The organism is Dorea ammoniilytica, assembly GCF_025567415.1.
Taxonomy (GTDB): domain Bacteria; phylum Bacillota; class Clostridia; order Lachnospirales; family Lachnospiraceae; genus Claveliimonas; species Claveliimonas ammoniilytica.
Genome location: NZ_JAOQJV010000006.1, coordinates 45,310 through 71,582 on the forward strand (window position 1 = coordinate 45,310; position 26,273 = coordinate 71,582).

Here is a 26,273-nt window from a genome sequence, read left to right on the forward strand (position 1 = left end):
TTTTTTGACACTATGCCATTTATAAATTATATAGAACTCTCTCTGCACTGTCAATCAAATCGAACGTAAAAAGAACAGGATGAACCACGGTTTAACTCCGATTCATCCTGTTTCTTATTCTTCCTTTTATTAATCTTCATTCATAGAAGCAATCTTAGCTGCCTGATCTGCCGCGATACATGCGTCCAGAATCTCCTGGATATCTCCATTCATGATCTTATCAAGCTTATATAAGGTCAGACCAATACGATGATCTGTCACTCTTCCCTGCGGGAAGTTATAAGTACGAATCTTCTCAGAACGGTCTCCGGTACCGATCTGGCTCTTTCTTGCCTCAGCCTCTGCATCGTGCTGCTTCTGACATTCCAGATCGTATAACTTGGCACGCAGTAATGCAAATGCCTTTTCTTTATTCTGCAGCTGTGACTTCTCTGTCTGGCTATAGATTACAATTCCCGTAGGATAATGAGTCAGTCGTACTGCTGAGTCTGTGGTATTGACACACTGTCCACCATTACCGGATGCACGCATGACATCAATACGAATATCCTTCTCATCAATCTGTACATCTACATCCTCTGCCTCAGGCATTACTGCTACTGTGATTGTAGATGTATGAATACGTCCGCCGGACTCTGTCTCAGGCACACGCTGTACACGGTGTACACCGGATTCATATTTCATAACGGAATATGCACCCTGACCGTCAATCATAAAGGTCACATTCTTCATACCACCGATACCGATCTCTTCGCACTCAACCAGTTCTACCTTCCATCTGCGGCTCTCTGCATAGTGTACATACATACGGTAGATCTCTGCCGCAAACAATGCCGCCTCATCTCCACCTGCACCTGCACGGATCTCCACGATAACGTTCTTATCATCATTAGGATCCTTAGGAAGAAGCAGAATCTTCAGTTCATTCTCAAGTTCCTCTACTCTCGCTTTCGATTCATTTAATTCTTCTTTTGCAAGCTCACGCATCTCTTCATCGGACTCTTCATTCAAAAGCTCCAGACTGTCTTCAATATTCTGCTTGCACGCTTTATATTCCTTATATGCTTCAACGATCGGAGTCAGTTCTGCCTGCTCTTTCATAAGCTTGCGGAAACGGTTCTGGTCATTCGCTACATCCGGCTCCTGAAGCTGATTCAAAACTTCCTCCAGACGAAGCACGATATCTTCTAATTTATCAAACATCTTTTTACCTCCTGATCGGTGATCTTACTCACCTGACATTATTTTATTGTAACGTTCCATACACTACCCGGTCAAGTCCTGCCAGGTCTTTTTTTACGGTTATCTGTTCATAACCGGCATTTTTCATAAGTTCTTCAACTGCCTCTGCCTGATCACAGCCAATCTCAAACATAAGTTTCCCCTGCGTTTTTAAATATTTACCTGCTTCGGAAATGATCCTGCGATAGAAATACAGACCGTCTTCTTTCCCATCCAGTGCAATGTACGGATCATGAAGCCGTACTTCCTCCTGCAGTGTGTCGATCACAGCTGTCTCAATATACGGTGGATTAGACACGATCACGTCATACTTCTCCTCTTCCGGTATCTTCGCAAAAAGATCACTCTGTATCCATGTCACCGGGACTCCCAACCGCCTGCCGTTCTCTCTGGCCACTTTCAAGGCTTCTTCTGACACATCTGCGCCGATCCCCTGAAGATCCGTCATATAGTATTTCTCTCTGCACATTTTCAGAATGCTGAGAACAATACATCCGGATCCGGTACACATATCAAGGACCTTCATCTTCGGACGCATAACCTGGATTGCTTCTTCTACCAGAATCTCCGTATCCTGTCTCGGAATCAGCACATGTTCATTCACACAGAACGGATACCCCATGAATTCCTGTTCACCCGTAATATGCTGCAATGGAATATGCGCTGCGCGCCGTCTGATACAATCTATATACCTGTCCGCATTTTCTTCAGACACAGCACGCTCTGGCTCTGCAAAATACATTGCCTTACTGACACCTGTGACATACTCCAACAGATACCATGCATCCAATGAGAATTCTTCAATCCCTTCCTCAGCCAGTTTTACTGTTCCTACCTTATATAATTGTTTCAGTGTTAAAGTTTTCTGCTTCATAAGTTCTCCAGTCAAATACCGCTTCCACTGCCTGAATAGCCACCTCGATCATACTGTCATCCGGTTCTTTTGTCGTAAGCTTCTGGATTGCAAGTCCCGGCTTACTAAGCAGATTGACCAGTGGATTGTCACTGTTACCTGCAAGTCGCAGAATCTCATAGGAAATACCTGCGATAACCGGAAGTAATGCGATACGAACCACCACACGCATCAGTACCGTTTCTACCCTCACAATACAAAGAAGACAGATACTGATAATCAATACAAAGAACAGAAAACTGGTTCCACAGCGCTTATGCTGTCTGGAACTGATTCTGACATTTTCCACTGTCAATGGCAATCCGTGTTCAATACAGTTAATACACTTGTGTTCTGCACCATGGTACATAAAAGTACGCTGAATATCTTCCATGCGGGAAATTAGCAGTATATACAAAATAAAAATGCCGATTCGCACCAGACCCTCGATTACAGTACAAACTCCATAAGAGGGAATCCATCGTTTCAAAAGGCCGGACAACAAGTACGGTAACACCATAAAAATTGCAACCGCAAATACAATTGACACGATCACTGTCCCGGTCATCAACGCACTTTCCTGTTTTTCTTTCTTTTTCTGTTCTGCCTCTGTCATCGGCTTCTTTTCTTCCTCATCCTCAAAAAAGGAGGCTGAAAACATCAAGGTCTTCATACCGATGATCATCGAGTCGATAAAATTAAACACACCTCTGACAAATGGGATTCTGGTCAGAGCCTTATGATTTCCAACAATGCTGCGGTATGTCTGCTTATCCACTACAATCTCTCCATCCGGCTTCCGCACTGCCACTGCATAGTCATCCTTATTCTTCATCATGATGCCTTCCATCACAGCCTGTCCGCCGATACCTGAAGATTTCATATATTGTCCTCCTGATAATAGAAAAGGTTGAGATTCCGTAAAATCTCAACCCGTTACCTTCTTGGATTATTTTAATCCGTATTTCTTGTTGAACTTGTCTACACGACCACGAGCCTGTGTTGCTTTCTGCTGTCCTGTGTAGAATGGGTGGCACTTAGAGCAGATTTCTACGTGGATATCTTCGCTTGTAGATCCTGTTACAAAAGTGTTACCGCAGTTACAAGTTACAGTTGCCTGATGATATGCTGGATGTATTCCTTCTTTCATTTCGTTTCACCTCTTCTTTATTATCGTCGTGCTTAATGCACTTTATTTCGTTTCATAAACAGCTTGTTTATTGTATCATAAAACTTTTACATTGTCTAGATTAATTTTGTCTTTTTTACCATTTGAATTAATTCTTTATTACTTCTGGTTCTCGAGAACATATTTAAGATATTCTCTACTGCCTCGTCAGAGCGCATTCCATTGAGTGCCTTGCGCATATGATCCACCGCTTCCAGTTCTTCCGGAGACAACAGCAGATCTTCTCTTCTGGTTCCGGACTTCGGAATATCGATTGCCGGGAACATACGCTTCTCAGAAAGCTTTCTGTCAAGCACCAGCTCCATATTACCTGTTCCCTTAAATTCCTCATATACCACATCATCCATACGGCTTCCCGTATCTACCAGTGCTGTAGCAAGAATGGTCAGGCTTCCTCCTTCGCGCATATTTCTTGCTGCGCCGAAGAATCGCTTCGGCATATGAAGTGCTGCCGGATCAAGACCGCCGGACAGAGTTCTTCCAGACGGTGCTACCGTCAGGTTATAAGCTCTTGCAAGTCTGGTGATACTATCCAGAAGAATCATAACATCTTTACCATGCTCTACCAGTCTCTTAGCACGCTCAATCACCATCTCGGATACCCGCTTGTGATGCTCCGGCAATTCATCAAATGTGGAATAGATTACTTCCACATTTGCTCCTTCAATTGCCTCCTTAATATCGGTTACTTCCTCCGGGCGTTCATCAATCAGAAGAATCAGCATATGCACTTCTGGATTATTCTTTCGCACAGACAATGCCACCTGTTTTAAAAGCGTTGTCTTACCGGCTTTCGGTGGTGATACGATCATGCCTCGCTGCCCCTTACCAATTGGAGACATAAGATCCATGATACGCATGGCAGTGCTGGTCTTTCCCGTCTCAAGGGATAATCTCTTATTCGGAAAAATTGGTGTAAGATCTTCAAAATTTGGTCTCTTGGCAGCAATTGCAGGATGAATACCGTTAACTTTAGATAAATACAACAATGCGCTGAATTTCTCCTGCTGTGTCTTAATTCTCGTATTACCTTCCAGGATATCTCCCGTCTTCAGGTTAAATCTGCGGATCTGTGAAGGCGATACATATACATCGTTCTCTCCCGGCAGATAATTTTCACAACGGATGAATCCAAAGCCTTCCGTCATTACTTCCAGAATACCGCTGGCCGTCTCACCGCTGTCCAACTTATCTATATCGTGAATCTCCTGCTTGTCCCGGTCTCCGGTATTAGCAGAACGCTCTTTATCGCGAATATCTTCTTCCAGCATACGTTCTATAAGCTGTGCCTTCTTCATGCCTGATATACCGGATATATCACGTGCTTTAGCAAGCTCTTTTAATGTAGCCAGAGGAAGCGATTCATACTTTTCTCTCATCATATAATCTTCGTTTCCTTTCTGAGTTCTTTTCTGATTATTAACTTATTAACCACCGTTATTAATCTTCATTAATCTTCAATTTTAATTCACACTCATTAGCATAGGGAATGCAGCCGAACTGGCTGTTGAATTTATGTATCTTATTATACACGATTCTGATATTTTTGCAAACCTTTTTTGTCCATTCTGATAGCTCTTCCAATTTGACTTGAACTGTTAAGAATGTTATGATATTTAATGTCGTCGGAACACTCCGAAGACATTGTATTCTAACATTAACGAAGATAAAGAAAAGGTGAATCAATATGACAGCAAATGAACTTGCATTACAGATGCACAAGAAATGGAATGGTAAGATTGAAACCACTGCCAAATCTCACGTCAGAACAAGAGAAGATCTGGCTATCGCATATACTCCAGGTGTAGCAGAACCTTGTAAGGTTATTGCCAAGGATCCAACGGCAGCCTACACCTATACAATGAAAGCAAATACAATTGCCGTTGTCTCTGACGGAAGTGCCGTACTGGGACTCGGTAACATCGGTGCTCTGGCAGGTATGCCTGTTATGGAAGGTAAGGCTGTCCTCTTCAAAGAACTTGGTGGTATTAATGCTGTACCAATCTGTCTGGACACACAGGATACAGAAGAAATCATCCGTACTGTAGTAAATATCGCACCTGCATTTGGTGGCATCAACCTGGAAGATATCAGTGCTCCACGCTGTTTTGAAATTGAGGAACGACTGAAGGAACTCCTGGATATTCCGGTATTCCACGATGATCAGCACGGTACTGCCATCATCGTCCTCGCAGGCATTATTAACGCTATGAAAGTTGCAGGCAAAGACAAAGAGACTGCACAGGTCGTTGTAAATGGTGCCGGTTCTGCCGGAGTTGCCATTACTAAGCTTCTGCTCCGTTATGGTTTCAAGCATGTCACCATGTGTGACATCAATGGTATGTTAAATGAATCCTCACCGAATCTGAACTGGATGCAGAATGAAATGGTGAAAGTAACCAATCTGGAAGGCAGACAGGGAACTCTTGCCGATGCATTAAAAGGTGCTGACATTTTTGTCGGTGTATCTGCTCCAAATATTGTCACCAAAAAAATGGTAGCTTCTATGAACCACGACGCTATCCTCTTTGCCATGGCGAATCCTGTTCCGGAGATCATGCCTGATCTTGCAAAAGAAGCCGGAGCCAAAGTTGTTGGTACGGGACGCAGCGATTTCCCGAACCAGATTAACAACGTTATGGCATTTCCTGGCATTTTCCGTGGTGCACTGGAAGGACATGCTACTAAGATCACAGAAGAAATGAAGCTTGCCTGCGCAGAAGCAATTGCAAGTCTGGTACCGGACGACGAACTGACAGAGACACACATCGTACCGGATGCACTGGATCCGATCATTGCCGATGTCGTGAGCAAAGCTGTCAAAGAGCTGATATAATATGCAGAAAGAAAACAGAACGCCCCAGCCAGTCCGCTGGGGCGAAAAACGCTTTTATTCTCTGGATTACTACCTGAAACAGACTTACGGGCACAAGCTCTACAAGATCGCACTGGATGCCGGCATGACCTGTCCTACCAGAGACGGTACGCTGGGGACACGCGGCTGCATCTTCTGCAGCGCCAAAGGTTCCGGTGACTTTGCAGCCGACCGGTCGCTGTCTGTCACCGAGCAGCTTAGTCAGGGTAAAGAGATCATCCGGAACAAATTCCACGCAGATGGATACATTGCTTATTTTCAGGCATTTACGAACACCTACGCGCCTGTCGAACGACTGCGCCAGGTTTTTACCGAAGCAATCAATGCGCCGGATGTAGAAATCTTATCCATCGCTACCAGACCGGACTGCCTCGGACCGGAAGTATTAGAACTTTTGCAGGAACTGTCTCAGATCAAACCAGTCTGGGTCGAACTTGGATTGCAGACCATCCATCCGGATTCTGCTGCATTCATCAGGCGGGGATACGAGCTTTCGGTGTTTCTGGAAGCCGTAGAGAATCTGCGCAGGATTGGAATCTCTGTTATCGTCCATGTAATCCTCGGACTTCCGGGTGAGACTTTCGACCAGATGCTTGAGACCGTTCAATATCTAAATACACTGGATATCCAGGGCATCAAATTACAGCTTCTCCACATACTGGAGGGCACGGATCTTGCAGATTATTACCGCGAGCATCCATTTCCGGTTATGACTATGGATGAATATCTGGCACTCTTAGGTGACTGTATCAGCCATCTGAAACCAGACATTGTGATCCACCGGTTAACCGGCGACGGTCCATCTAAGCTCTTGATCGAGCCGCAATGGACCACGCGTAAGCGCGACACGCTAAATCGGCTAAATGCCTATCTAAAAACCCAGAACATCTGGCAGGGAAGGAGTTATACCAATGGCACAACCACTTACACTGTATAAGCTAATCGTATTATATATGCTGGATCGTGTAGATTTTCCACTGTCCACATCGCAGATATCAGAATTCGTGCTGGACAAAGGCTATACTACTTACTTTAAGCTGCAGCAGGCTCTGTCGGAACTGATGGATGCCGGACTGATCCGGGACGAGTCCACACATAACCGTACCCTGTATCATCTGACAGAAGACGGTTCCTCTACGATTGATTATTTTAAAAACAACATTTCACAGGATATTCAAAAAGATGTTAATGAATATCTGAAAGAAAAGAAATATGATTTAAAGAATGAAAGTTCTGTCAAAGCAGATTACTACCGCAATACCAATCAGGAATATTCGGTACACTGTCAGGTAACCGAGAACGCACTGCCGTTGATCGATCTTACGATTACAGTGCCTTCCGAAGCCGAAGCACAGGCTGTAACCGACAACTGGCAGAAAAAGAACCAGGAGCTCTACGCCACTATTATGGCAAAGCTTCTTGGATAGTCATTCATTTTACAAGGGAGGGTATGACTCATAACGAGTCATACCCTCCCTGCTTTGGAACTATCTATTTCCCGACAGCCCCTTTGTATGTTCTTATATGTTTGTCTTACTGTTATACTGCCATTGCCCGGTCATACACAATCTTACGACTGATCACGCCGATATCTTCCAGTTCATTGACCATCCGATATACGGTTGCAATTCCAATCCCACTGTCTACCTTAGAGGCAAGATAGTGGATCTCCTTGCAGCTGGAACACTGATTATTAAGTATAACATCCAGAAGTTCCAGTCGCTGCTTTGTGATACGGCATCCTTTTTCCCTGAGCCTTGCAATGATCAGTTCTTTCTGTTCATTCATATTGAGACCTCTTATTTCTTCTTTGTCTGGTTTATTGATGTCGTATGTTCGGATGAACAGCTTCCGGCGCATCCACTGCATCCAGCGCATCCCCCACTGCATTTTCCGTTCTTTTTATCACGAATCACGCTTCTTGCCGCGAAATATACGATCACCAACAAAACCGCCAATACCACAATTGTTCCCATGACAATTCCTCCCTTAACAGGCAGGAGAATTATTTAGCGCCTGCCACGCTTCTTACATTTACATTTAATGTCTTACTTTCTTTGTATGGTCTAAACAGCAGATAAACAAATCCAAGGATCAGAATGAATGCCACGATTGTTCCAATTCCGAATCCACCGCCCATAGCAAGTGTACCAATCTGGTAAATGCAAAGTGAAACAATGTATGCAAGACCACACTGATATCCGATTGCAAACCAGAACCATTTTGCATTGTTCATCTCTCTCTTGATAGCTCCCATTGCTGCGAAACAAGGTGCACACAGGAGGTTAAATACCAGGAATGAGTAGCCTGCTGCTACAGTCATACTTCCTGCGAGCTGTCCCCAAATCTCTGTACCATCTTCTGCTACTTCTGCAAAACCAAAGAGCTGTCCGAATGTTCCTACTACGTTCTCTTTTGCTACAAGTCCTGTAATAGCTGCAACAGCCATCTTCCAGTTGCCCCATCCCAGCGGTGTAAAGATCCATGCGATCAGGTTACCGATCTTAGCAAGGATACACTCAGCCTGAGCTGCTTCCATTGCTGCTCCTTCAAGTCCGTCGAAGTTCAGCATTCCAAAATGTCCGTTTACCCAACCGAAGTTCAGCAAGAACCAAACAACGATTGTTGATAATGTAATAATTGTACCAGCTTTTTTGATGAATGACCATCCACGCTCCCACATACTTCTCAGTACGTTTCCAGCGGTTGGCATATGGTATGCAGGCAACTCCATAACGAATGGTGCCGGATCTCCCGCGAACATCTTCGTCTTCTTCAGGATAATACCTGAGCAGATGATAGCTGCGATACCTACAAAGTAAGCACTCGGTGCTACCCATGAAGCTCCATTGAAGATTGCTCCTGCGATCAGGGCAATGATAGGAAGCTTCGCTCCACAAGGGATAAATGTTGTAGTCATGATTGTCATCTTACGGTCACGATCATTCTCGATGGTACGGGAAGCCATAACTCCAGGAACACCACAACCGGTTCCGATCAGCATCGGGATAAATGATTTACCGGACAGTCCGAATTTACGGAAGATACGGTCCATGATAAACGCTACACGAGCCATGTATCCGCAGGACTCCAGGATTGCCAGGAAGAAGAACAGTACCAGCATCTGTGGTACGAATCCAAGTACGGCACCTACACCAGAGATAATACCATCAACGATCAGTCCTGTTAACCAGTCTGCGCAGCCGATTCCTTCGAAGAAAGACTGTGCCGCCGGAATGATCCATTCTCCAAACAGTGTATCATTGGTCCAGTCTGTCAGGATAGAACCTACAGTTGTTACAGATACATAATAAACGATCCACATGATGACTGCAAAGATTGGAAGTGCTAACCATCTGTTAGTCACGATACGGTCAATCTTATCAGATGTTGACATTTCTTTGGCTCTGTTCTTAGTTACGCAGTCACCGATGATAGATGAAATATATACATATCTTTCATTTGTGATAATGCTTTCTGTATCATCATCAAACGCATCTTCCATCTCTTTGATCTCAGCAGATACATCCGGTGCACTCTTCATCTGAGATGCAATCTTATCGTCCTTCTCAAGAAGTTTGATAGCGAAGAATCTCTCCTGTTCTGCCGGAACAATACCAGTCAGACGGTTTTCTACTGCACTGATGATCTCTTCTGCCTTGGCACTGAACTCGTGCGCAGGCTCGATCACTTTTCTGGCATTAGCCAGCTTCACTGCTTTTTCAGCTGCTTCTTTAATTCCAGTTCCCTTCAGTGCGGAAATAGATACCACTTCACAGCCAAGTTTTTCTGAAAGTTTATTCAAGTGAATCTTATCACCATTTTTTTCCAGAAGATCAGCCATGTTAACTGCCATAATTACCGGAATACCAAGCTCCATAATCTGTGTGGTCAGATACAGGTTACGCTCGATATTGGTTCCGTCTACGATATTGATGATCGCATCCGGTCTCTCGCCGATCAGGTAATTTCTGGCAACCACTTCCTCCAATGTGTATGGAGACAGGGAATAGATACCCGGAAGGTCCATGATCACAACGTCTTTGTGTCCTTTTAATTTACCCTCTTTTTTCTCTACTGTAACGCCAGGCCAGTTTCCTACAAACTGATTGGAACCTGTCAGTGCGTTAAACAATGTTGTCTTACCACTATTCGGATTACCCGCAAGTGCAATTTTTACTGACATTTCATTTCTCCTTTTCCTATTAGTTTGTCATTTCTTCCCAAAGTAAGTTCTTACTAACTATTGGGTAAAAAATTAATCTACACAGATCATTTCAGCATCTGCTTTTCTGATGGAAAGCTCGTATCCACGAACAGTGACTTCGATCGGGTCTCCCAGCGGCGCTACTTTTCTTACAAATACATCTACACCTTTGGTGATTCCCATGTCCATGATTCTTCTCTTAACCGGACCGTCACCTGTCAGTTTGGTTACTTTTACTGTCTGACCACAGGCTACATTTTTTAAAGTCTTCATTTCCTTCTTCCTTTCTTACCTTCCTAAACCATAACCTTCATTGCAATATCTTTACCGACCGCAACTCTGGAATCTCTCACATTAACAATAACGCTTCCCTGAACATCTGATACTACTGTGACAGTTCCACCAACCGTGAAGCCCAGACTTTCCAGAAACTTCCTAGTCTCTTCTTTTCCGCCAATCCTCTTAATTGTTACTGGTTCACCTACATTCGCCATAGTAAGTGGCATCATAATCGACCTCTTTTCTTAATGCGTTAGATTAAAAATGATATTTCTTATCATCTATGATTTTCATCGTTAGTATACACTAACATATATTAGATGTCAAGTATATTTCTTAGTTTTAACTAACTGACGAAATATCTCATTTTTAATTGGATTTTTTCTACATATTTGCCCTTTTCGTTTAAATATGGTATATTAATAAGAAAACAAGATACTAGCAAACGAGGTATGATAAATGATAAAGAATGAATCCGCTGAAAATTATCTTGAAACCATCCTGATCCTCAGCGAACGGTGTCCGGTTGTTCGCTCTGTAGATATTGCTACCGAACTGGATTTCAAGAAATCAAGCGTAAGTGTTGCTATGAAAAAGCTCCGCCAGAGTGACCACATCGTCGTATCGCCGGAAGGATATATCACACTTACTCCGGAAGGTAAAGAAGTTGCAGAACGCATCTATGAACGTCATCAGGTCATTTCCGCATGGCTGACTAAGCTTGGTGTCAATGCTGAAGTTGCCGCTGAAGATGCTTGCCGTATCGAACATGTAATCAGCGCAGAGAGTTTCGCAGCACTGAAGAAGCACATTAAAGAAGACAACTGATAACTTTTGCGTTATCAGTTGCCTTCTTTTTATTTTCTCTATGAGCTCTTTTTACTAATCTTTTCTAAAATTCTTTTCGCTGACTCTGTTACCGCAAGTCCACCTGTACTGGTCTCCTTCAGACAAACCGGAAGATCATTGCCGATCCGCCGCATACTGTCAATCGTATCATCCGGTGTAATCGCGCTGCGGATACCAGCCATAGCAAGCTGTGCTCCTGCTACTGCATTCATCACTCCTGCCACATTCCGCTTAATGCACGGTACTTCTACCAGTCCTCCCACCGGATCACAGGCAAGTCCCAGCATATTCTTCAGAGAAAATGTCGCCGCCTGTACGATCTGCTCATTATCACCGCCCTGCAGATAAGCTAGTGCTCCTGCTGCCATGGCACTTGCCGAACCAATCTCCGCCTGGCAACCGCCAGACGCTCCCGCAATCGATGCATTCTCTGCGATTACTTTCCCGATCCCCGCTGTCACAAAGAGTGCCTGCACGATCTCTTCTTTCGATACATGCTCACTGTCCTCATAACTAAGCACTACCGCAGGAATCACTCCACAGGATCCCGCTGTCGGTGCTGCCACGATCCGTTTCATACAAGCATTGGACTCTGCCATCTTAAGTGCCTTTTCCATCGCCAGACTGGTATACGGACTACAGAGATTCTTCCCACTGGCATTATATGCACGCATCTTCTCACCGTCTCCACCGGCTGCACCACTGCCGGATCGCAATTCTGCATCATAATTCTCATCTGCCAGACGCATTGCTTCATACATGCGCTCCATCTTCTGAAATACCTGTTCTTCCGTCAATCCGCTTTCAGCCGCTTCCTGTTCCATTACAACTTCCCAGATCTTTTGATTTCCACATTCACATATCTCCAGCAATTCTCTGATACTGTGATATTCTGCCATTTACTCGTCCTCCGCTTTCTTCAGATAAGTTACTTTCAGGATGCCTTCTACTCTCTCCAGCCATCGTATGCCTTCTTCCGGAATCTCCTGATCACATTCTACTACCATAACTGCCCGCCCGCCTTTGCCAGAGCGGTATAGCTGCATCGTAGCAATATTGACCGACTTGTGCGCAAGCATCGCCGTCACTTCTGATACATGCCCCGGCTGATCCAGATTGTGTACGATCAGCGTCGGATTCTCTCCTGAGAAATTCGTCTCGATACCATCAATCTGTGCGATATTGATTCTCCCACCTCCAAGAGACTCTCCGATAATCTCCAGCTTCTTACCGGATTCTCCTTTCAGGCGAAGAAGTGCGGAATTCGGATGTCCTTCTTTTAGGATTGCCTCTCCAAAGCTCAATTTGATTCCCCGCTCTTTTGCAATCTCTATACTATTCGGGATTCGGTAATCATCTGGCTTCATCCCCATCAGACCGCCTACCAGTGCACGGTCTGTACCATGTCCTCTTCCGGTAGCCAGAAACGATCCATATAACAGTATCTCCGCTTCTTTTACCTCTTCTCCCAGAAGATTACGCGCCACAAATCCAATACGCGCTGCACCAGCTGTATGTGAACTGGACGGTCCAACCATCACCGGTCCTATGATCTCAAATATATTCATGCTGCTCTCCTTTCTCAGGCTGCTGCCACAAATTTCATTTTCACTTTCTTACGTACAAACCAGTAACAGATCACCTGCATAACAATTGTGATAAACCAGGATGCCGGATAAGAAATGAACAACAGATCCAATGCTCTGTGTGATGGAAAGATCATAAAGATCCACACGATTCTGGTTCCTACTGTACCAAGCACCGACAATATCATCGGTACTGTTGAATATCCCATTCCACGCAGTGCTCCCGGGAACAGATCCATGATTCCGCACAGGAAATACGTAATTGTGGTACATGAGAATATTGCCATGCCATTTTTTATTACATCTGCCTCTGATGTGTAGATCCGCAGAATCTCCGGACCAAACATATATGCACATGTTCCTAATACTAACAGTATCCCGCAGGACAATATCATACAGTCAATCAGTACGCGATCCATCCGCTTCGGCTTCCCTGCACCATAATTCTGACTGGTAAAACTCATGCATGCCTGTGTCACTGCATTGGCAGACATATATAAGAAGCCAAGAATATTGTTTGCAGCTGTATAACCTGCCATTGCTACAGAGCCAAATGAATTTACTGATGACTGCAGCAGCGCATTGGACAGATTGATGACCATACTCTGGATGCCGGCCGGAATGCCCACCTGAAAGATCTGCTTCAAATACACACCTTTGATCGTCAATTTAGAAAATCTAAGCTGATAACTACTCTCCGTCTTGTACAGACAGCGCAGGATTAAAATACAGGATATCATCTGGGAAATGGCTGTAGCAATCGCCACTCCCGCCACATCCAGATGAAATGCAATAACCAGGATCAGATTCAGTATTGCATTGATCACTCCGGATATAATAAGAAACATCAATGGACGCTTTGTATCTCCTACCGCTCTCAGTATCGCCGCACCATAATTGTACAACATAAAAAATGGCATCCCCATAAAATATATCTTCATATATAATGCTGCCTGCTCAATGACATCATCCGGCGTTCCCATGATCTCCAGTGCATATCTGGAACAGATTAATCCTACGAAAGCCATTACAACACCGCTGATCAGGGCAAATGTGATCGCTGTATGTACTGTCTCAGACATCTCCCGGTCTCTTCCGGCAGCATAGAATCTGGCCGCAAGTACATTGGCTCCCAGCGACACGCCGATAAACAGATTCGTAAATACATTGATCAGCGCCGTTGTAGAACCAACCGCCGCCAATGCCCAACTTCCACTGAACCTTCCTACCACGATAATATCTACTGCATTAAACAGTAACTGCAAAATTCCTGACACCATAAGCGGTACTGAAAACGAGATTAACTTATCCATAATCGTGCCATTGCACATATCTATTTCATATTTATTCTTCTTCAATCTGACTCACTCCCTCAGAATCCTTTATCAATAATTCCCTTCTCTGTCTATCATACCAGTATTTTACAATAAAAGATACGCCCTGTCCGAAAACAGGGCGCTGTGTCTGATCTTACCAATCAGTATACAGGTCAATATTACCTTTTCCACTTCCGCTGTCATACACTTTGCCGGCTCCTAATGAAGTCTGAACAACTGTGCCTTTCGGATAATCATCACTTGCAACTACGATGTAATTATCCTTGTCGCGAATCGTACCATCGCTCGCAATATGGCGTCCAGGAATCGCCAGTCCACCTCCCGGAAGTACTTTCTGTGAATAATAGGTCTCAGAATGTCCGTTAAACCAGATACGTCCCTTAGACGGGGTCAAGCCACCTGATGGGATCACATAGTTGCCATGATTAGTTCCGGAATTGCTCCCAGAATTGCTGTTAGATGAACTATTGCTTCCGGAATTCGTGTTACTTGACGAACTATTATTCTTATTAGAAGAAGTCGTTGTGTTCGCAGCTGCTTCTGCTGCTTTTTGCTTCGCTGCTTCCTCTTCCTTTGCCTTAGCATCACGTGCTGCCTGAAGCTGTGCATTAAATGTAGCAAGATCTGTCGATGTGGCATCAGCCTTCGCCTGCAATTCAGCCTGCTCGCTGTTCAGCTGTTCCTTCAGATCTGCCAGTTCTGTCTGCTGGCTCTTCAGGTCATCTTCCTGTGTCTCGATACCTTCACGTACTTTCACCAGGTTCTCCAGCATATCCCTGTCATACTCGGTGACATTCTGAACAAAATCTGCTTTATTCAGTAAATCTGCCATGCTGTCTGCACTGAGTAGCATGGAGATCATACTCTCCGAACCATTCTCGTACATGTACTTAATACGGGACTTCATATTTTCATATTGCTTCTCTTCATTGTTACGCGAAATCTGAAGTGATGCTTCCAGTCGGAACACTTCATTGTTCGACTCTTCAATCTGTGCCTCGGTCTCAGCGATCTTATCACTGATCTCAACCATATCCTGATTAATCCCGTCCAGTTGATCCTGCAGATTACTGGTCTTATTCTCAAGGCTCTTAATGTCCTCTGCATGCACCGGCATAGATGACAGTGCGACACCGAATGCACAGATAAGGGCTGTTCCGTACCGTGCGATTCGTTTTTTATGCATTCTCATAAATATAATCCTTTCCTGAATGTTTTGGGGTTAACACTTAGGTATTATATAACATTTTCTCAAAAAGAACAACCCCATAGAATTCAGAGGTCAAATGTTAAGGAATATTTAAGCCTTATCCATCCAATGTGCATCCTCCATATCATCTCCCTCTGTAATACATTCCGGAAAATCCGGAAATGTAATCCAAAAACCTCCTTCTTCAGCAGTATGAAATATCGCCGGATAAAATAGTTTATTCATATACATAACCTCCGCTATGCAGCTACCATGTTGACATGCGAACCATTTTGACTTATCTCTTGAAAGCCACTTTTTTTCAGATATTTTATTAGTTGTTTCGGCGTCATCGGCATCTTTTGTATCCCCTATATTACATCACGTAGCATTACGTATTAAAAAAGTTGTATCAGTTATGTAATTTGTATATCATCATATTAAATTTTGTTTTCAACATAATTTTACGTTTAAAATAAAAGACAGCACATTTCATTCCATGTCTGTCTCGCATTTTCCAGTTTTCCGTAAAATACACATCAAATCTTTTTTAAAGAACTTTAAATCTATGTAAGATTTATTGTTAACCCACAAGATCAATGATATATTGAAAGCACTTTTGAGAAAAAGGAAAATATCAGACGTAAATTCGCATAAGGAGGCGTATCATGAAAAATCGTACAACCAGAATCGGTATGACTGCTCTGGCAATTCTGTTAGCAGCCGGAGCCACAGTAAATGCAGTTCCATCTTTTGCAGGTCTCGCCGTTGTACATGCCGAAGAACAGAACTCACAGACCTCTACAGTAATCAACGAAGGAACCCTGTGGAAATATCTTGACAACAACACAGACCCTGCTGAAGGTCAGGCTTCGCTGACCGCTTGGACTGAAAAAGGATTTGATGACACAATATGGAAAACAGCCTCAGGAAAGTTCGGTGCCAAACGAGGTGCTCTTACTTCTTTTGACGGTTTTACACCAACCATTTTACTTCAGCAGTACATCGACGGAACTGCAACTGATATCCCGACATATTTCTTCCGTACAACCTTCAACGTCAGCAATCTGGAACAACTGACATCTATCACCGGAACATTATTTCACGATGATGCAGTTGCCGTATATATCAATGGACATCCGGTAAAATCGGTAGATATGCCAACAAATACTCAGAGCAGTAACATGTTCTATGCAGGTGTTTCAGCCGGAGCCCCAAAACAAGCTGACCTGAATTTATCTAAAGCAGAGATTCAGAATTACCTTACAGATGGTGATAATGTACTTTCGGTAGAACTTCATAACGACAGAGAAGCAAGTTCTGACATTTACTTTGAATTCCAAAATCTGACTCTGAATTATAACGAAACCGACGGCAACGAGCCTGCTGTCACTCCTGTGAATCAGAAATCTGTCATTCTGACGGTAGGCGGCGACACTACAAGCCAAGGAATCACCTGGTACGCTGATACACCCGACGCCGGAGAAGTGCAGTATGCTCCGAAAAACGGAGACACGTTCCCGGATAATTATCAGACTGTACCGGCAACCGCATTCATTTCTAATGATGCAGGTTTCTATTCTAATCAGGCAGTCCTTTCTAATCTGCAGTCTGGAAGCGAATACGTGTACCGTGTTGTAAATGGAACGACGGTCAGCAAAACATACAGCTTTAAGACCAGTGCAAATGACGGATCTTACAGTTTTGCGTTTGTTGGTGACCCACAGATTGGTGCCAGCGGTAATGCGTCATCTGATGCAAACAACTGGAACGAAACCGTAAGTCTCATCACCTCAACATTAAGGCCGGATTTCCTGTTATCTGCCGGAGACCAGGTGAATACTGCTTCCAACGAATCACAATATGTGGGTTATCTGAATGACGCATTTGCTTCTCTTCCAAGTGCAACAACAATCGGTAACCACGACAGCAGTTCTGCAGCTTACAACGAACACTTTAATCTTCCAAATGAAAGTCGTAACAAAGGCATTACCAAAGCTGGTTCCGACTACTGGTTTGTATATGAGAATACATTGTTTATTGATATTAACTCTAACAACCGTTCTGCTGCTGAACACAAAGCATTTATCGAGGAAGCAATTGCTGCCAATCCGAATGTAAAATGGAAAACTGTAGTCTTTCATCATTCCATTTATTCGACAGCATCCCATGTAAATGATGGTGATATCATCAACAGAAGAAATGAACTTCCGCAGATATTCGACGACCTGGACATTGATGTTGTATTAATGGGACATGACCATGTATACACCAGAACCTATATGATGAATGGATCTACTCCTGACACCTCTCGTGGTGTTCAAAGCAGTGTGACCAACTCAACCGGCATTCTTTATCTGACAGCCAACTCTGCCAGCGGAAGTAAATACTACGATATCAAGGCTCCGAATGCAGAATATTCTGCAAAGATGGATCAGTCATACCGTAGAACCGTAACGGATATTGATGTTACCGATACTTCTTACACGATGACTACCTACTATGCAGATGATATGTCTGTGTTGGACACATTTACCATTAATAAAACTGATTCCTCTGCTCTCAAGAATCTGGTGAATGAAACAGAATCAAAAAAACTGAATTCCAATGACTATACAGAAGAAAGCTGGAATACATTCCAAACAGCACTGACAAATGCCAAGTCTGTTCTGGAAAATGAAAATGCTTCTCAGAGCGAACTTGATGATGCCTACAATGCTCTTAAAAGTGCAATGGATGGATTAAAAGCTCCCGAGAAAAAAGATCCAGAACAGAACCCTGAAACTCCTGTCAAACCTGGAAACGGATCAGGTTCTGACAATGATTCTAATACCAAGAAGCCTGCATTCACCCCTGTATCAGATACCAAACCATCCGCAACAGATACTAAACCTGCTTCTGATTCCGGCAAGAAAACCGTCAGAACCGGAGATACTGCAAACGCTGCATCTGCAGGACTGGTGATGCTTGCGGCCGGAAGTGTAATCGTAGTTTACATTAGAAAAAGGAAAGGAATCTAACAGATACTTATTATGAGAAAAATAAAAGATAACAGCATTGTGCTCGCTATCATTTTACTCTCATTGATCCTGATACTTTTTTTACAGAAATTTGGCTACAAATCTTATTCACGATATGTATCAGATACTCTCCACTACAATCAGGGAATTGTAGTGGAGATTTCTAATGAAAACATTGAATATGATGAAGGTCTTAAATTATATTTGGGTACACAGGATCTGAAAGTAAAAATGACAGAAGGCAATGAAAAAGGCTCTATTATAGAAGTAACTAATTATCTGACCAAAACACACAGCGTATATGCTAAAGAAAACATGCGCCTGATCATTAATGTAGATACTCCTGATGATATAGAGCCCTATTATACCGTATTTAATTATGACCGTCGTTTTTCCATGGCTGCCTGCGCGGCAATTCTCATAGCCGCAATTATATGTATCAGTGGAAGCAAAGGTCTGAAATCCCTCGCAGGACTCCTGTATTCGATGTTTATCATCATAGAATTCCTACTTCCTGCAGTCTTTTCCGGATGGTCACCTACCTGGACAAGTATCCTGACTGCCGTATTATCTACAGCCGTCACCTTACTTTTATTAAATGGGCAGAGCAAAAAAACAGCCGGAGCCATCCTTGCTTCTACAACAGGCGTATTATGCTCACTGATCCTGTTCGGTGTCATGTCTGCCCTGATCCATATCGATGGATTCTGCAGTTCCGATACCGAAGGGCTTCTGCTGATCAACGAAAATACCAATCTGCAGATTCACGACGTCCTATTTGCCAGCGTGTTAATTGCATCTCTGGGAGCTATCATGGACGTTGGCATGTCCATCGTCTCTGCCTTGTATGAAATATATATGCACAATCCTGCACTCTCTGCTGGCGAACTCTATCATTCCGGCATTGAAATCGGTAAAGATATGATCGGAACCATGACAAATACACTGATCCTGGCATTTACCGGAAGTGCATTTGTCACCCTTCTGGTATTTTTCTCCTATCAGGTGCAGTTCAATCAGTTGATCAATTCTAACTACCTCAGCATTGAGATTGCACAGGGAATCTGCGGAACCTTCGGTATCGTGCTGACAATTCCTGCTGCATCCGGCATTATGGCTCTGCTGCTTACCAGGAGCAGAACCAATAAGAATCTATAAAAATATTTTTTCTATTCTATCCAGAGCAGCATCCAGTGTTGCTCTGGTCACTGCAAAATTCATGCGGACAAATCCACGTCCTTCTTCGCCATGTTCCAGACCATTATTCAGCTGAATTCCTGCCTGCTCCATGAATACTTCATCTACTTTCTCCGGATCAATACCAGATTCTCTACAATCAATCCAAAACAGGAAACTGGCTTCCGGCTTTAATGGTGTGATCGGCAGTTTTCTTCGTTTCACTTCTTCGATAAAGTAATCTCTGTTGGCAGTCAGGTATACGGTTACCTGCTCCAGCCAGTCATCCGCTTCTCCACCAGTCACTGCTGTTACTGCTGCAATCGCATAAGAATTGGATGCATATGCAAAACTATATGGAATCAGATAATCCATCCATTCCTTCTGCATTTTCTCATTTGCAATAAACACAATTCCATGTGGAAGGCTCATGATGTTAAAGCCTTTACTGAAGCTGAATACCTGAATCGCAATCTCTCTGGCTTTCTCTGATACAGCAAGAATCGGAATGTGCTTATAATCTTCATACGTAATCAGAAAATGTACTTCATCGGATATAATCCGCACCTGATTTGCCGCACAGATATCTACCATTATTTTCAGCTCATCCTGTGTAAATACACGCCCAGTCGGATTCTGCGGATTCACAAGCAGAAATATCGAAGGCTTGTACTCCTTGATCTTTTTTTCAAAATCATCAAAGTCAATCTCATATCTTCCACCCTGAAGCTTCATAGCGTTTCCCAGAAACTTTCTTCCGGATGCCTCTATCGCGCTTCTGAGCGGAGTGAAGTAAGGTGTATGCATCAATACATAATCGCCTTTTTCACTGAATTTCTCCATAACCAGACGAACCGCTCCGATCGTTCCCGGCACATTGCTCATCCAGTCTTTCTTCACATCTAACTGATAGTTTTCTCGAAACCATCGTATCACAGACTGAAAATAACTCTCCGGCTTGAATCGGTAATTATATGTATTCTCCTCGCAGATTGGCTGCAGTACTTTCCGTATACACGGTGCACAGGTAAAATCCATATCTGCGGTTCCCATTCCAATGATATCGTCTCTGCCTTTCGGCTGTTCCCATCGGATCGATCCATCCTGCCTGTGATCCCCTGTTTCATCAAAATTATATTTCATTCTTATTCCTCAATCTTCTTTATCTTTACCTGCAAAATGATAAATGCCAGTGAAAGAATCGGTGTCATCCAGTTCAGGAATGCATACGGCATATAAGCCAGTGTCGATACGCCTAATACTCCTGCTGCAAACTGTGCGCCTACATTCCATGGTACCAATGCACTACCAAGCGTACCTACATCCTCCAGGATTCTGGATAAGTTCTGGCTCTTCAAATTGTATTTCTGGAATGCACTTCCAAATAAGGTTGCAACCATGACAAAAGCAAAGTTATTATCCGCAATAACCAGAATACACAGCAGTGTTGCACACCATGCCATCAGCATAATACCTCTTGGTGATTTGTATTTCTCCGTAATGTAATGGAAAATAGGTTCCAGCATTCCTGTCTTATCCAGGATTCCACCAAGTCCAAGTCCTCCTACGAATACTGCAAGCAGACTCAGCATACTTGTCATACCGCCACGGTTCAACAGGCTGATCAAAATCTCATTCTTGGTCTCACAGGTAAATCCGCTATATAAAAATGTTCCCATATCAGCTACAGAATAGCCCTGATAGAACACTGCGATCAGAATCGCAACCACGGTTCCTGACATCATAGACACGATGGTTCCCTTTTTCATCAGAATCATCACAATTACAACTACAATCGGAATAACCGGAATCAAATTGATGTGAAACATTCCCTTTAATCCGTTCATAATACTGTCGACAGTACTTGCCTCGTAGCTATCGCCGGAAATACCGATACCGATTCCCAGATAAATAACTAACGATACAACTGCTGCAGGAATTGTAGTCTGCATCATGGCTTTGATATGATCCATAATGTAAGTCTCTGTAATCGTAGAACACATAATCGTGCTGTCTGACATCGGTGACATCTTATCACCAAACCACGCGCCGCTGACTACCGCACCTGCTGTAATTGCAGGATTCACGCCAAGTCCAGCGCCAACACCCATCATCGCAATACCTACCGTTCCAAGGGTTCCCCATGAGGTTCCCATGATTACTGACATGATACAGCACATGACGAATGTAAGTGCAAGGAAGAATTTAGGAGTGATCAGTTTCAATCCGGCTACTAAGATGGTCGGAACCGTTCCGGCAGCCATAAATGACGCGATCATCATGCCAACCGCAAGGATGATCGCTGCCGGAGCAATACATTTCTGTGCCATCTCATATGCAAAGCCTTCCATTTCTGAGAAGCTGTAACCCAGATGCGCTGCAAATGGCCACATAATCATCCAGCATAAAAACAATAGTATCGCAATATTTACATTAAATACGCCAATCCCTACCGCAATAAATGCGACAATCAATACGATTGCCAGGGACGAAAGAGCAAGGGATGCTTTTTTCTTTTCCATAGTAATCTCCATTCATTTTATACAATTATTTGTTACTATTTCATCTGGCCAAATGAACTGCTGCCCTGTTGATATAACTGTTCAGAACAACAGAAAAGGCGTTAACGAATCTTCCTTACACTTTTTCCAAAGCTCGGCTTTCCCGGTATGCCGATAGCAGGAGATTCGCTAACACCTTATATTCAATGCAGTCAGTATAGCATCAAAGTTTTTAAAACACAATTTAAGAATACTTATAACTATTTATTTTCTATTCTAATACTGCCGCTTTGCGGAAGAAATAAATTCCAATTACAAACAGTACTGCAATCAAGAGGTTCGTTAATCTCTCATCTGATATATATCCTTCCGGAAAATGCCACATGCGGAAGTTCATAAAAGCTGCTGTTCTTTGGACAGATCGGGCGATACAGCGGATCTGCCACAATGATCTTTGCATCTTTCAATGCCTCTTCCATTGCTTCTTCTCCAAGCAATACTTTATCTTTTCCACCAAGTAATGCTTCACATTCTTTCAACGGACACAAGACGCGGACTGCACATCCATACTTTTTCTCGATACCCGCTGCTAAAGATCCCATCGTAACAGGTTCACCGATCAGTGTAATGTCTGCATCCTGCTGCATGCGGTTCTGCAAATATACCGCCGGCTGTTCTGACTCTCCGATTACAGCCTTGTCCAGTGCGTTCGAAATATCTTCTGCCATCCATTGGTTCGGTGTTCCGATTACATATGGCGTTCCGAATTTTTCCCAAAGCACTTTCGCTGCGCGCAGTCCCACAGCTGATACCACCAGGTTCACATCCGCTTCCGCAGATCGCTGCAGCATCTCAAGTTCATCTCCCATTGCCCACGTTGAGATAACCTTCCATCCGTACTGCTCCAGATTAGCTTTTAATGATTCAACATTTTCCTGTGGCCCAAAATCCAGTGGTGTCACGCCTAACAGGTTAACACTGCGGAAAGAACCGTCTTTCTTGCTATCGGGCACTTCAACAAACCGCTTTGCAATTTCTTCCAGCGCAATCCCCGCACCATACACATAGTCATGCATGCCATTCGTCGGCACAGAAAATGCGGGGATCCCGGTTTCTGTCTCAATAACTTTTGCAATTGCCGGAAAATCCGTACCGTTCATAAATGGGATCGGAGAACCTGCCAGTGCGATGAATTTGGGATGCAGTTCTCTGACCGCATGCTCGATATCATCAATGAATTTCCGGTCATTTCCAAGGATTGCATCGATCTCTGTCAGGCCTGAGATAAAGATCAGGCTGTCCTGATCGTACCAGCGGATCTCGTCATGCGTATTATAAGTAGAGTTACATCCGGATGGATCATGCATCACGGTCATTCCACCCAGCTCGTACAGTGCGGAACATACGCCGGACACATCTGCCGTATAAATCGGTATGATTCGATATGATTGTCTCATAGGCAGCACTCGCACCCCCATCCCTTTTGTACTACAAGTTGTTCTGTATCTTTTTCTTCGCGGTATGCCTCCATCATCAGTTCTGCTGTCCTGCGGATACCGTCAAATCCATACAGGCCTTCTCCCTGCACCAGATTAACAAAATGACAGCTTCTGCTAAAATACGCTGCCTTCTGTCCGATGGCAAGCACTTCCTCTTCTCCGCCTCTTGGCAGCACCCGCATTTTCACCTGGATTGTTGCGATCAGTTCCAGTTCCGGTGCACACTCCTGCAGCCAGTCAAATGCGTCTTTTTCCTCCGGACTGATACCGTCCAGATACACCGCTTTGACGTTAAATCCATGTATTAGAAGCAGTTTCGCCAGTCCAAGGGGTCTCGGATGATATAGATAATCCAGCACGACCGGCATGTCTCCGATCAGATCCTTTGCTGCTGTCAACACAGCCTCACAGGATTCCTTCTCGCGTGTCAGTTCCACTTCTGTCAGCTCCGGAAGTTCCAATGCATCCGTAAGCTGCTTTAACTGTTGCTCGATCTCTTCATAATTGAAACTTCCCGGCAGATACAGATGCTCCCGATTCAGCCTGCGCGCCTGTGTCTCCATCCCGTATTTGCCAGCCGGATAAATATCAAGAAATATCTTGCCTTTGCTCATATCCAATAGATCCTGCCACGTGTCGCACGTTGGAAGTTCCCGCACAGTATAACCATATCGTTTTAATAAACGCTTGATATCACTGCTCTCATTCAATGCAAAGTCACTGCCCAATACGGATACCGCCCTTTCATCCGGCTCACACTCCGGCAATGGATCATACACGGCTTTCCGCAGCTTCTGATCCGGCGTTAGCCCATGCTTTTGCATGATTGGATCCATATAACATCGAATAAAGCAGATATCCGGGAAACGATGCTCCAATTCACTGTAAATATAATCCAGATTGCTTCCCACAAAATGATGCAGACATACCGTAAACAGCAGCACCGCTTTTGGATGATCTCCACGTTTGTTCAACACATCCGTCACACCCTCAACGGTAATATCCTCCAGATTACTGTTCAGCAGGTCCTGCTCTTCCAGAATAACAAATGAAAAACGATCTGCCGCATTCATCTCCGCCGCTGTCAGCACAACACCACGCATACAATTGTCTGCACAGACATAGATCTGAATAGATTCCGGTACCTGCATTCCGGTGTGTACGATGTTCCAGTTACCATGCACCGGAGAATTATATTCCAGTTCCGAAGCAAATGGCGCCGGATATGATGCGTCTTTGATTTTTAACACAGCCTCTTTTGAATCTATTTTTTCCCCTGCTCGTTGCAACATCTATACATCCTCCCTGCAGATGGCATACATCTGTTTTGCAAGAGTGCGGTATTCCCCTGCCATAGCACTGTCCGGATAGCATTCCATTAATGTCTTTTTCTGTTCCTCAGAAAGTGGCACCTGCTCACTGTAAGACAACGTGCCAATGACAGATGTACAGAAGTCTTCTGCCAGTTCTTCCACTTTCTCCTCTTCTCTCGGAACATCTCTGCGGTTTAAAATGAATCCGCCAAGTTCCGCATATCCACGGTTTTTAAAATTATCCACTGCCATCGCGATATTCGCAGCTGCGTGAATTGCCATATTTTCTCCGGACGTAATGATAAATACTTTATCAGCGTAACCATTCCGCATCGGCATGGAAAATCCACCGCAGACCACATCACCGAGTACGTCATATATAACCACATCCGGCTTATACACATCATATGCACCCAGTTCTTTTAGCTTTTCCAGTGCCGTGATAATCCCGCGGCCGGCACAGCCAAGTCCCGGTGTCGGTCCGCCGGCCTCCACGCAGATGACACCGTTATATCCGATGCGGATCATATCCTCCAACTGCAATGCCTGTTTTTTCTCATTATACAGATCAAGCACTGCCGGAACTGCTTCCCCATGACGGAGCAATATCGTAGAATCTGCTTTCGGATCACAGCCAATCTGCATCACCTTAAGCCCCGTCTCTGCCAAAGCTGCTGTCACATTGGAAACGGTCGTAGATTTACCGATTCCGCCTTTTCCATATACTGCTATCCTGATCAATCGTCTGCTCCCCCTTCTGCCGGAGTTATAACATTGGAATATGCCGTCTTCGCAGATATTCCTTTCAAATGTCCGATTTTTCCAGAAAGCGCACTGATCTTATCCTGCGGTGCATCAATAGCAATGCTGATAATACTGATTCCCTTTAAGCGATATGGGATACCCATTCTTCCGATAATGTACTGACGCGCTTCATGAAGCAAATTGTTCAATTCTTCAATGGCGTCTTCCCTCTCTACAATAATTGAAATAACTGCCACTCTGTTATCCATGTTCTGTCTCCTTTTTCATTTCAAGAATGCCTCGGCATTCTTGCTGCGAGGTGCGCGTCATGCAATTGCATGACATACTTCTACTGCGCACCTCTGCAATCCTGCC

At 44.0% G+C, this 26,273-nt stretch carries 26 protein-coding genes and 1 pseudogene; 6 read left to right on the forward strand and 21 right to left on the reverse strand.

Going from position 1 to position 26,273, the window contains the following annotated elements; translation table 11 throughout:
- Window positions 1-129: 129 nt before the first annotated feature.
- The 5 genes from prfA to rho all read right to left on the reverse strand — a co-directional run bounded on the left by prfA (window position 130) and on the right by rho (window position 4,705).
- On the reverse strand, window positions 130-1,203 hold the full coding sequence (gene prfA, locus OCV65_RS06480) for a peptide chain release factor 1 (protein WP_118382682.1): 1,074 nt from the start codon (window positions 1,201-1,203) through the stop codon (window positions 130-132).
- Between the two features lie 43 nt (window positions 1,204-1,246).
- Window positions 1,247-2,116, reverse strand: coding sequence for a peptide chain release factor N(5)-glutamine methyltransferase (prmC, locus tag OCV65_RS06485; RefSeq protein WP_118382683.1), 870 nt, complete (start codon window positions 2,114-2,116; stop codon window positions 1,247-1,249).
- The gene (locus tag OCV65_RS06490; protein WP_262581384.1) at window positions 2,079-3,017 is read right to left on the reverse strand and encodes a DUF1385 domain-containing protein; all 939 of its coding nucleotides are present in this window, start codon (window positions 3,015-3,017) and stop codon (window positions 2,079-2,081) included. Before OCV65_RS06490 ends, prmC begins: the two co-directional genes overlap by 38 nt.
- A gap of 66 nt (window positions 3,018-3,083) precedes the next feature.
- The gene (gene rpmE / locus OCV65_RS06495) at window positions 3,084-3,284 is read right to left on the reverse strand and encodes a 50S ribosomal protein L31 (RefSeq protein ID WP_118382685.1); all 201 of its coding nucleotides are present in this window, start codon (window positions 3,282-3,284) and stop codon (window positions 3,084-3,086) included.
- Between the two features lie 95 nt (window positions 3,285-3,379).
- Window positions 3,380-4,705 (reverse strand): transcription termination factor Rho, encoded by a 1,326-nt coding sequence (gene rho / locus OCV65_RS06500; protein ID WP_118382686.1) that lies wholly within the window; start codon window positions 4,703-4,705, stop codon window positions 3,380-3,382.
- Between the two features lie 305 nt (window positions 4,706-5,010).
- On the opposite strand from rho, the gene OCV65_RS06505 reads away from it, so the two are divergent.
- From OCV65_RS06505 to OCV65_RS06515, 3 genes are read left to right on the forward strand one after another with little or no spacing between them, the layout of a single operon-like run.
- Window positions 5,011-6,159: an NAD(P)-dependent malic enzyme gene (locus OCV65_RS06505; protein WP_262581385.1), complete on the forward strand. Its 1,149-nt coding sequence runs from the start codon at window positions 5,011-5,013 to the stop codon at window positions 6,157-6,159.
- 1 nt (window position 6,160) lies between these two features.
- Window positions 6,161-7,135: a tRNA modification radical SAM protein MnmL/YtqA gene (gene mnmL / locus OCV65_RS06510; RefSeq protein WP_262581386.1), complete on the forward strand. Its 975-nt coding sequence runs from the start codon at window positions 6,161-6,163 to the stop codon at window positions 7,133-7,135.
- A complete protein-coding gene (locus OCV65_RS06515; RefSeq protein WP_118382689.1) occupies window positions 7,110-7,625 on the forward strand; it encodes a DUF4364 family protein in 516 nt (171 codons plus the stop codon). Before mnmL ends, OCV65_RS06515 begins: the two co-directional genes overlap by 26 nt.
- Before the next feature lie 133 nt (window positions 7,626-7,758).
- Here the strand turns inward: OCV65_RS06515 and OCV65_RS06520 are convergent.
- From OCV65_RS06520 to OCV65_RS06540, 5 genes and pseudogenes are all read right to left on the reverse strand, one after another.
- A pseudogene (locus tag OCV65_RS06520) lies at window positions 7,759-7,986 on the reverse strand (transcriptional repressor); the annotation flags it as partial.
- An 11-nt stretch (window positions 7,987-7,997) separates the two neighbouring features.
- The gene (locus tag OCV65_RS06525; RefSeq protein ID WP_199665535.1) at window positions 7,998-8,174 is read right to left on the reverse strand and encodes a FeoB-associated Cys-rich membrane protein; all 177 of its coding nucleotides are present in this window, start codon (window positions 8,172-8,174) and stop codon (window positions 7,998-8,000) included.
- A 29-nt stretch (window positions 8,175-8,203) separates the two neighbouring features.
- Window positions 8,204-10,384, reverse strand: coding sequence for a ferrous iron transport protein B (gene feoB / locus OCV65_RS06530; RefSeq protein ID WP_262581387.1), 2,181 nt, complete (start codon window positions 10,382-10,384; stop codon window positions 8,204-8,206).
- A gap of 72 nt (window positions 10,385-10,456) precedes the next feature.
- A complete protein-coding gene (locus tag OCV65_RS06535; RefSeq protein ID WP_118382693.1) occupies window positions 10,457-10,678 on the reverse strand; it encodes a FeoA family protein in 222 nt (73 codons plus the stop codon).
- Between the two features lie 23 nt (window positions 10,679-10,701).
- Window positions 10,702-10,914, reverse strand: a complete 213-nt coding sequence (locus OCV65_RS06540; protein WP_118382694.1) for a FeoA family protein — start codon at window positions 10,912-10,914, stop codon at window positions 10,702-10,704.
- Window positions 10,915-11,143: 229 nt separating this feature from the next.
- On the opposite strand from OCV65_RS06540, the gene OCV65_RS06545 reads away from it, so the two are divergent.
- Window positions 11,144-11,512 carry a metal-dependent transcriptional regulator gene (locus OCV65_RS06545; RefSeq protein WP_262581388.1) on the forward strand — a complete coding sequence of 123 codons (369 nt, stop codon included), beginning with the start codon at window positions 11,144-11,146 and terminating at the stop codon, window positions 11,510-11,512.
- Window positions 11,513-11,550: 38 nt separating this feature from the next.
- On the opposite strand, the gene sdaAA is transcribed toward OCV65_RS06545, so the two are convergent.
- From sdaAA to OCV65_RS06570, 5 genes are all read right to left on the reverse strand, one after another.
- Window positions 11,551-12,432: an L-serine ammonia-lyase, iron-sulfur-dependent, subunit alpha gene (sdaAA, locus tag OCV65_RS06550; protein ID WP_262581389.1), complete on the reverse strand. Its 882-nt coding sequence runs from the start codon at window positions 12,430-12,432 to the stop codon at window positions 11,551-11,553.
- A complete protein-coding gene (gene sdaAB, locus OCV65_RS06555; protein WP_262581390.1) occupies window positions 12,433-13,101 on the reverse strand; it encodes an L-serine ammonia-lyase, iron-sulfur-dependent subunit beta in 669 nt (222 codons plus the stop codon).
- Window positions 13,102-13,115: 14 nt separating this feature from the next.
- The gene (locus tag OCV65_RS06560) at window positions 13,116-14,450 is read right to left on the reverse strand and encodes an MATE family efflux transporter (protein ID WP_262581456.1); all 1,335 of its coding nucleotides are present in this window, start codon (window positions 14,448-14,450) and stop codon (window positions 13,116-13,118) included.
- A gap of 139 nt (window positions 14,451-14,589) precedes the next feature.
- Window positions 14,590-15,648, reverse strand: a complete 1,059-nt coding sequence (locus OCV65_RS06565; RefSeq protein WP_262581391.1) for a coiled-coil domain-containing protein — start codon at window positions 15,646-15,648, stop codon at window positions 14,590-14,592.
- A gap of 108 nt (window positions 15,649-15,756) precedes the next feature.
- Window positions 15,757-15,891 carry a type II toxin-antitoxin system HicB family antitoxin gene (locus OCV65_RS06570; protein WP_330666894.1) on the reverse strand — a complete coding sequence of 45 codons (135 nt, stop codon included), beginning with the start codon at window positions 15,889-15,891 and terminating at the stop codon, window positions 15,757-15,759.
- A gap of 422 nt (window positions 15,892-16,313) precedes the next feature.
- Between OCV65_RS06570 and OCV65_RS06575 the strand changes: the two genes are divergently transcribed.
- Complete coding sequence (locus tag OCV65_RS06575) at window positions 16,314-18,665, forward strand: metallophosphoesterase (protein WP_262581392.1); 2,352 nt, start codon at window positions 16,314-16,316, stop codon at window positions 18,663-18,665.
- A gap of 12 nt (window positions 18,666-18,677) precedes the next feature.
- The gene (locus OCV65_RS06580; RefSeq protein WP_262581393.1) at window positions 18,678-19,823 is read left to right on the forward strand and encodes a YibE/F family protein; all 1,146 of its coding nucleotides are present in this window, start codon (window positions 18,678-18,680) and stop codon (window positions 19,821-19,823) included.
- Here the strand turns inward: OCV65_RS06580 and OCV65_RS06585 are convergent.
- From OCV65_RS06585 to OCV65_RS06610, 6 genes are all read right to left on the reverse strand, one after another.
- Window positions 19,818-20,984 (reverse strand): MalY/PatB family protein, encoded by a 1,167-nt coding sequence (locus OCV65_RS06585; RefSeq protein ID WP_262581394.1) that lies wholly within the window; start codon window positions 20,982-20,984, stop codon window positions 19,818-19,820. The genes OCV65_RS06580 and OCV65_RS06585 overlap by 6 nt on opposite strands.
- A 2-nt stretch (window positions 20,985-20,986) precedes the next feature.
- The gene (locus OCV65_RS06590) at window positions 20,987-22,363 is read right to left on the reverse strand and encodes a Na+/H+ antiporter NhaC family protein (RefSeq protein WP_262581395.1); all 1,377 of its coding nucleotides are present in this window, start codon (window positions 22,361-22,363) and stop codon (window positions 20,987-20,989) included.
- Window positions 22,364-22,692: 329 nt separating this feature from the next.
- Window positions 22,693-23,799 carry a nitrogenase component 1 gene (locus tag OCV65_RS06595; protein ID WP_262581396.1) on the reverse strand — a complete coding sequence of 369 codons (1,107 nt, stop codon included), beginning with the start codon at window positions 23,797-23,799 and terminating at the stop codon, window positions 22,693-22,695.
- A complete protein-coding gene (locus tag OCV65_RS06600) occupies window positions 23,796-25,133 on the reverse strand; it encodes a nitrogenase component 1 (RefSeq protein WP_262581397.1) in 1,338 nt (445 codons plus the stop codon). The genes OCV65_RS06595 and OCV65_RS06600 overlap by 4 nt, the downstream gene beginning before the upstream one ends.
- Complete coding sequence (locus OCV65_RS06605) at window positions 25,134-25,895, reverse strand: nitrogenase iron protein NifH (protein WP_262581398.1); 762 nt, start codon at window positions 25,893-25,895, stop codon at window positions 25,134-25,136.
- Complete coding sequence (locus OCV65_RS06610) at window positions 25,892-26,167, reverse strand: TM1266 family iron-only hydrogenase system putative regulator (protein ID WP_262581399.1); 276 nt, start codon at window positions 26,165-26,167, stop codon at window positions 25,892-25,894. The genes OCV65_RS06605 and OCV65_RS06610 overlap by 4 nt, the downstream gene beginning before the upstream one ends.
- Window positions 26,168-26,273: the final 106 nt, after the last annotated feature.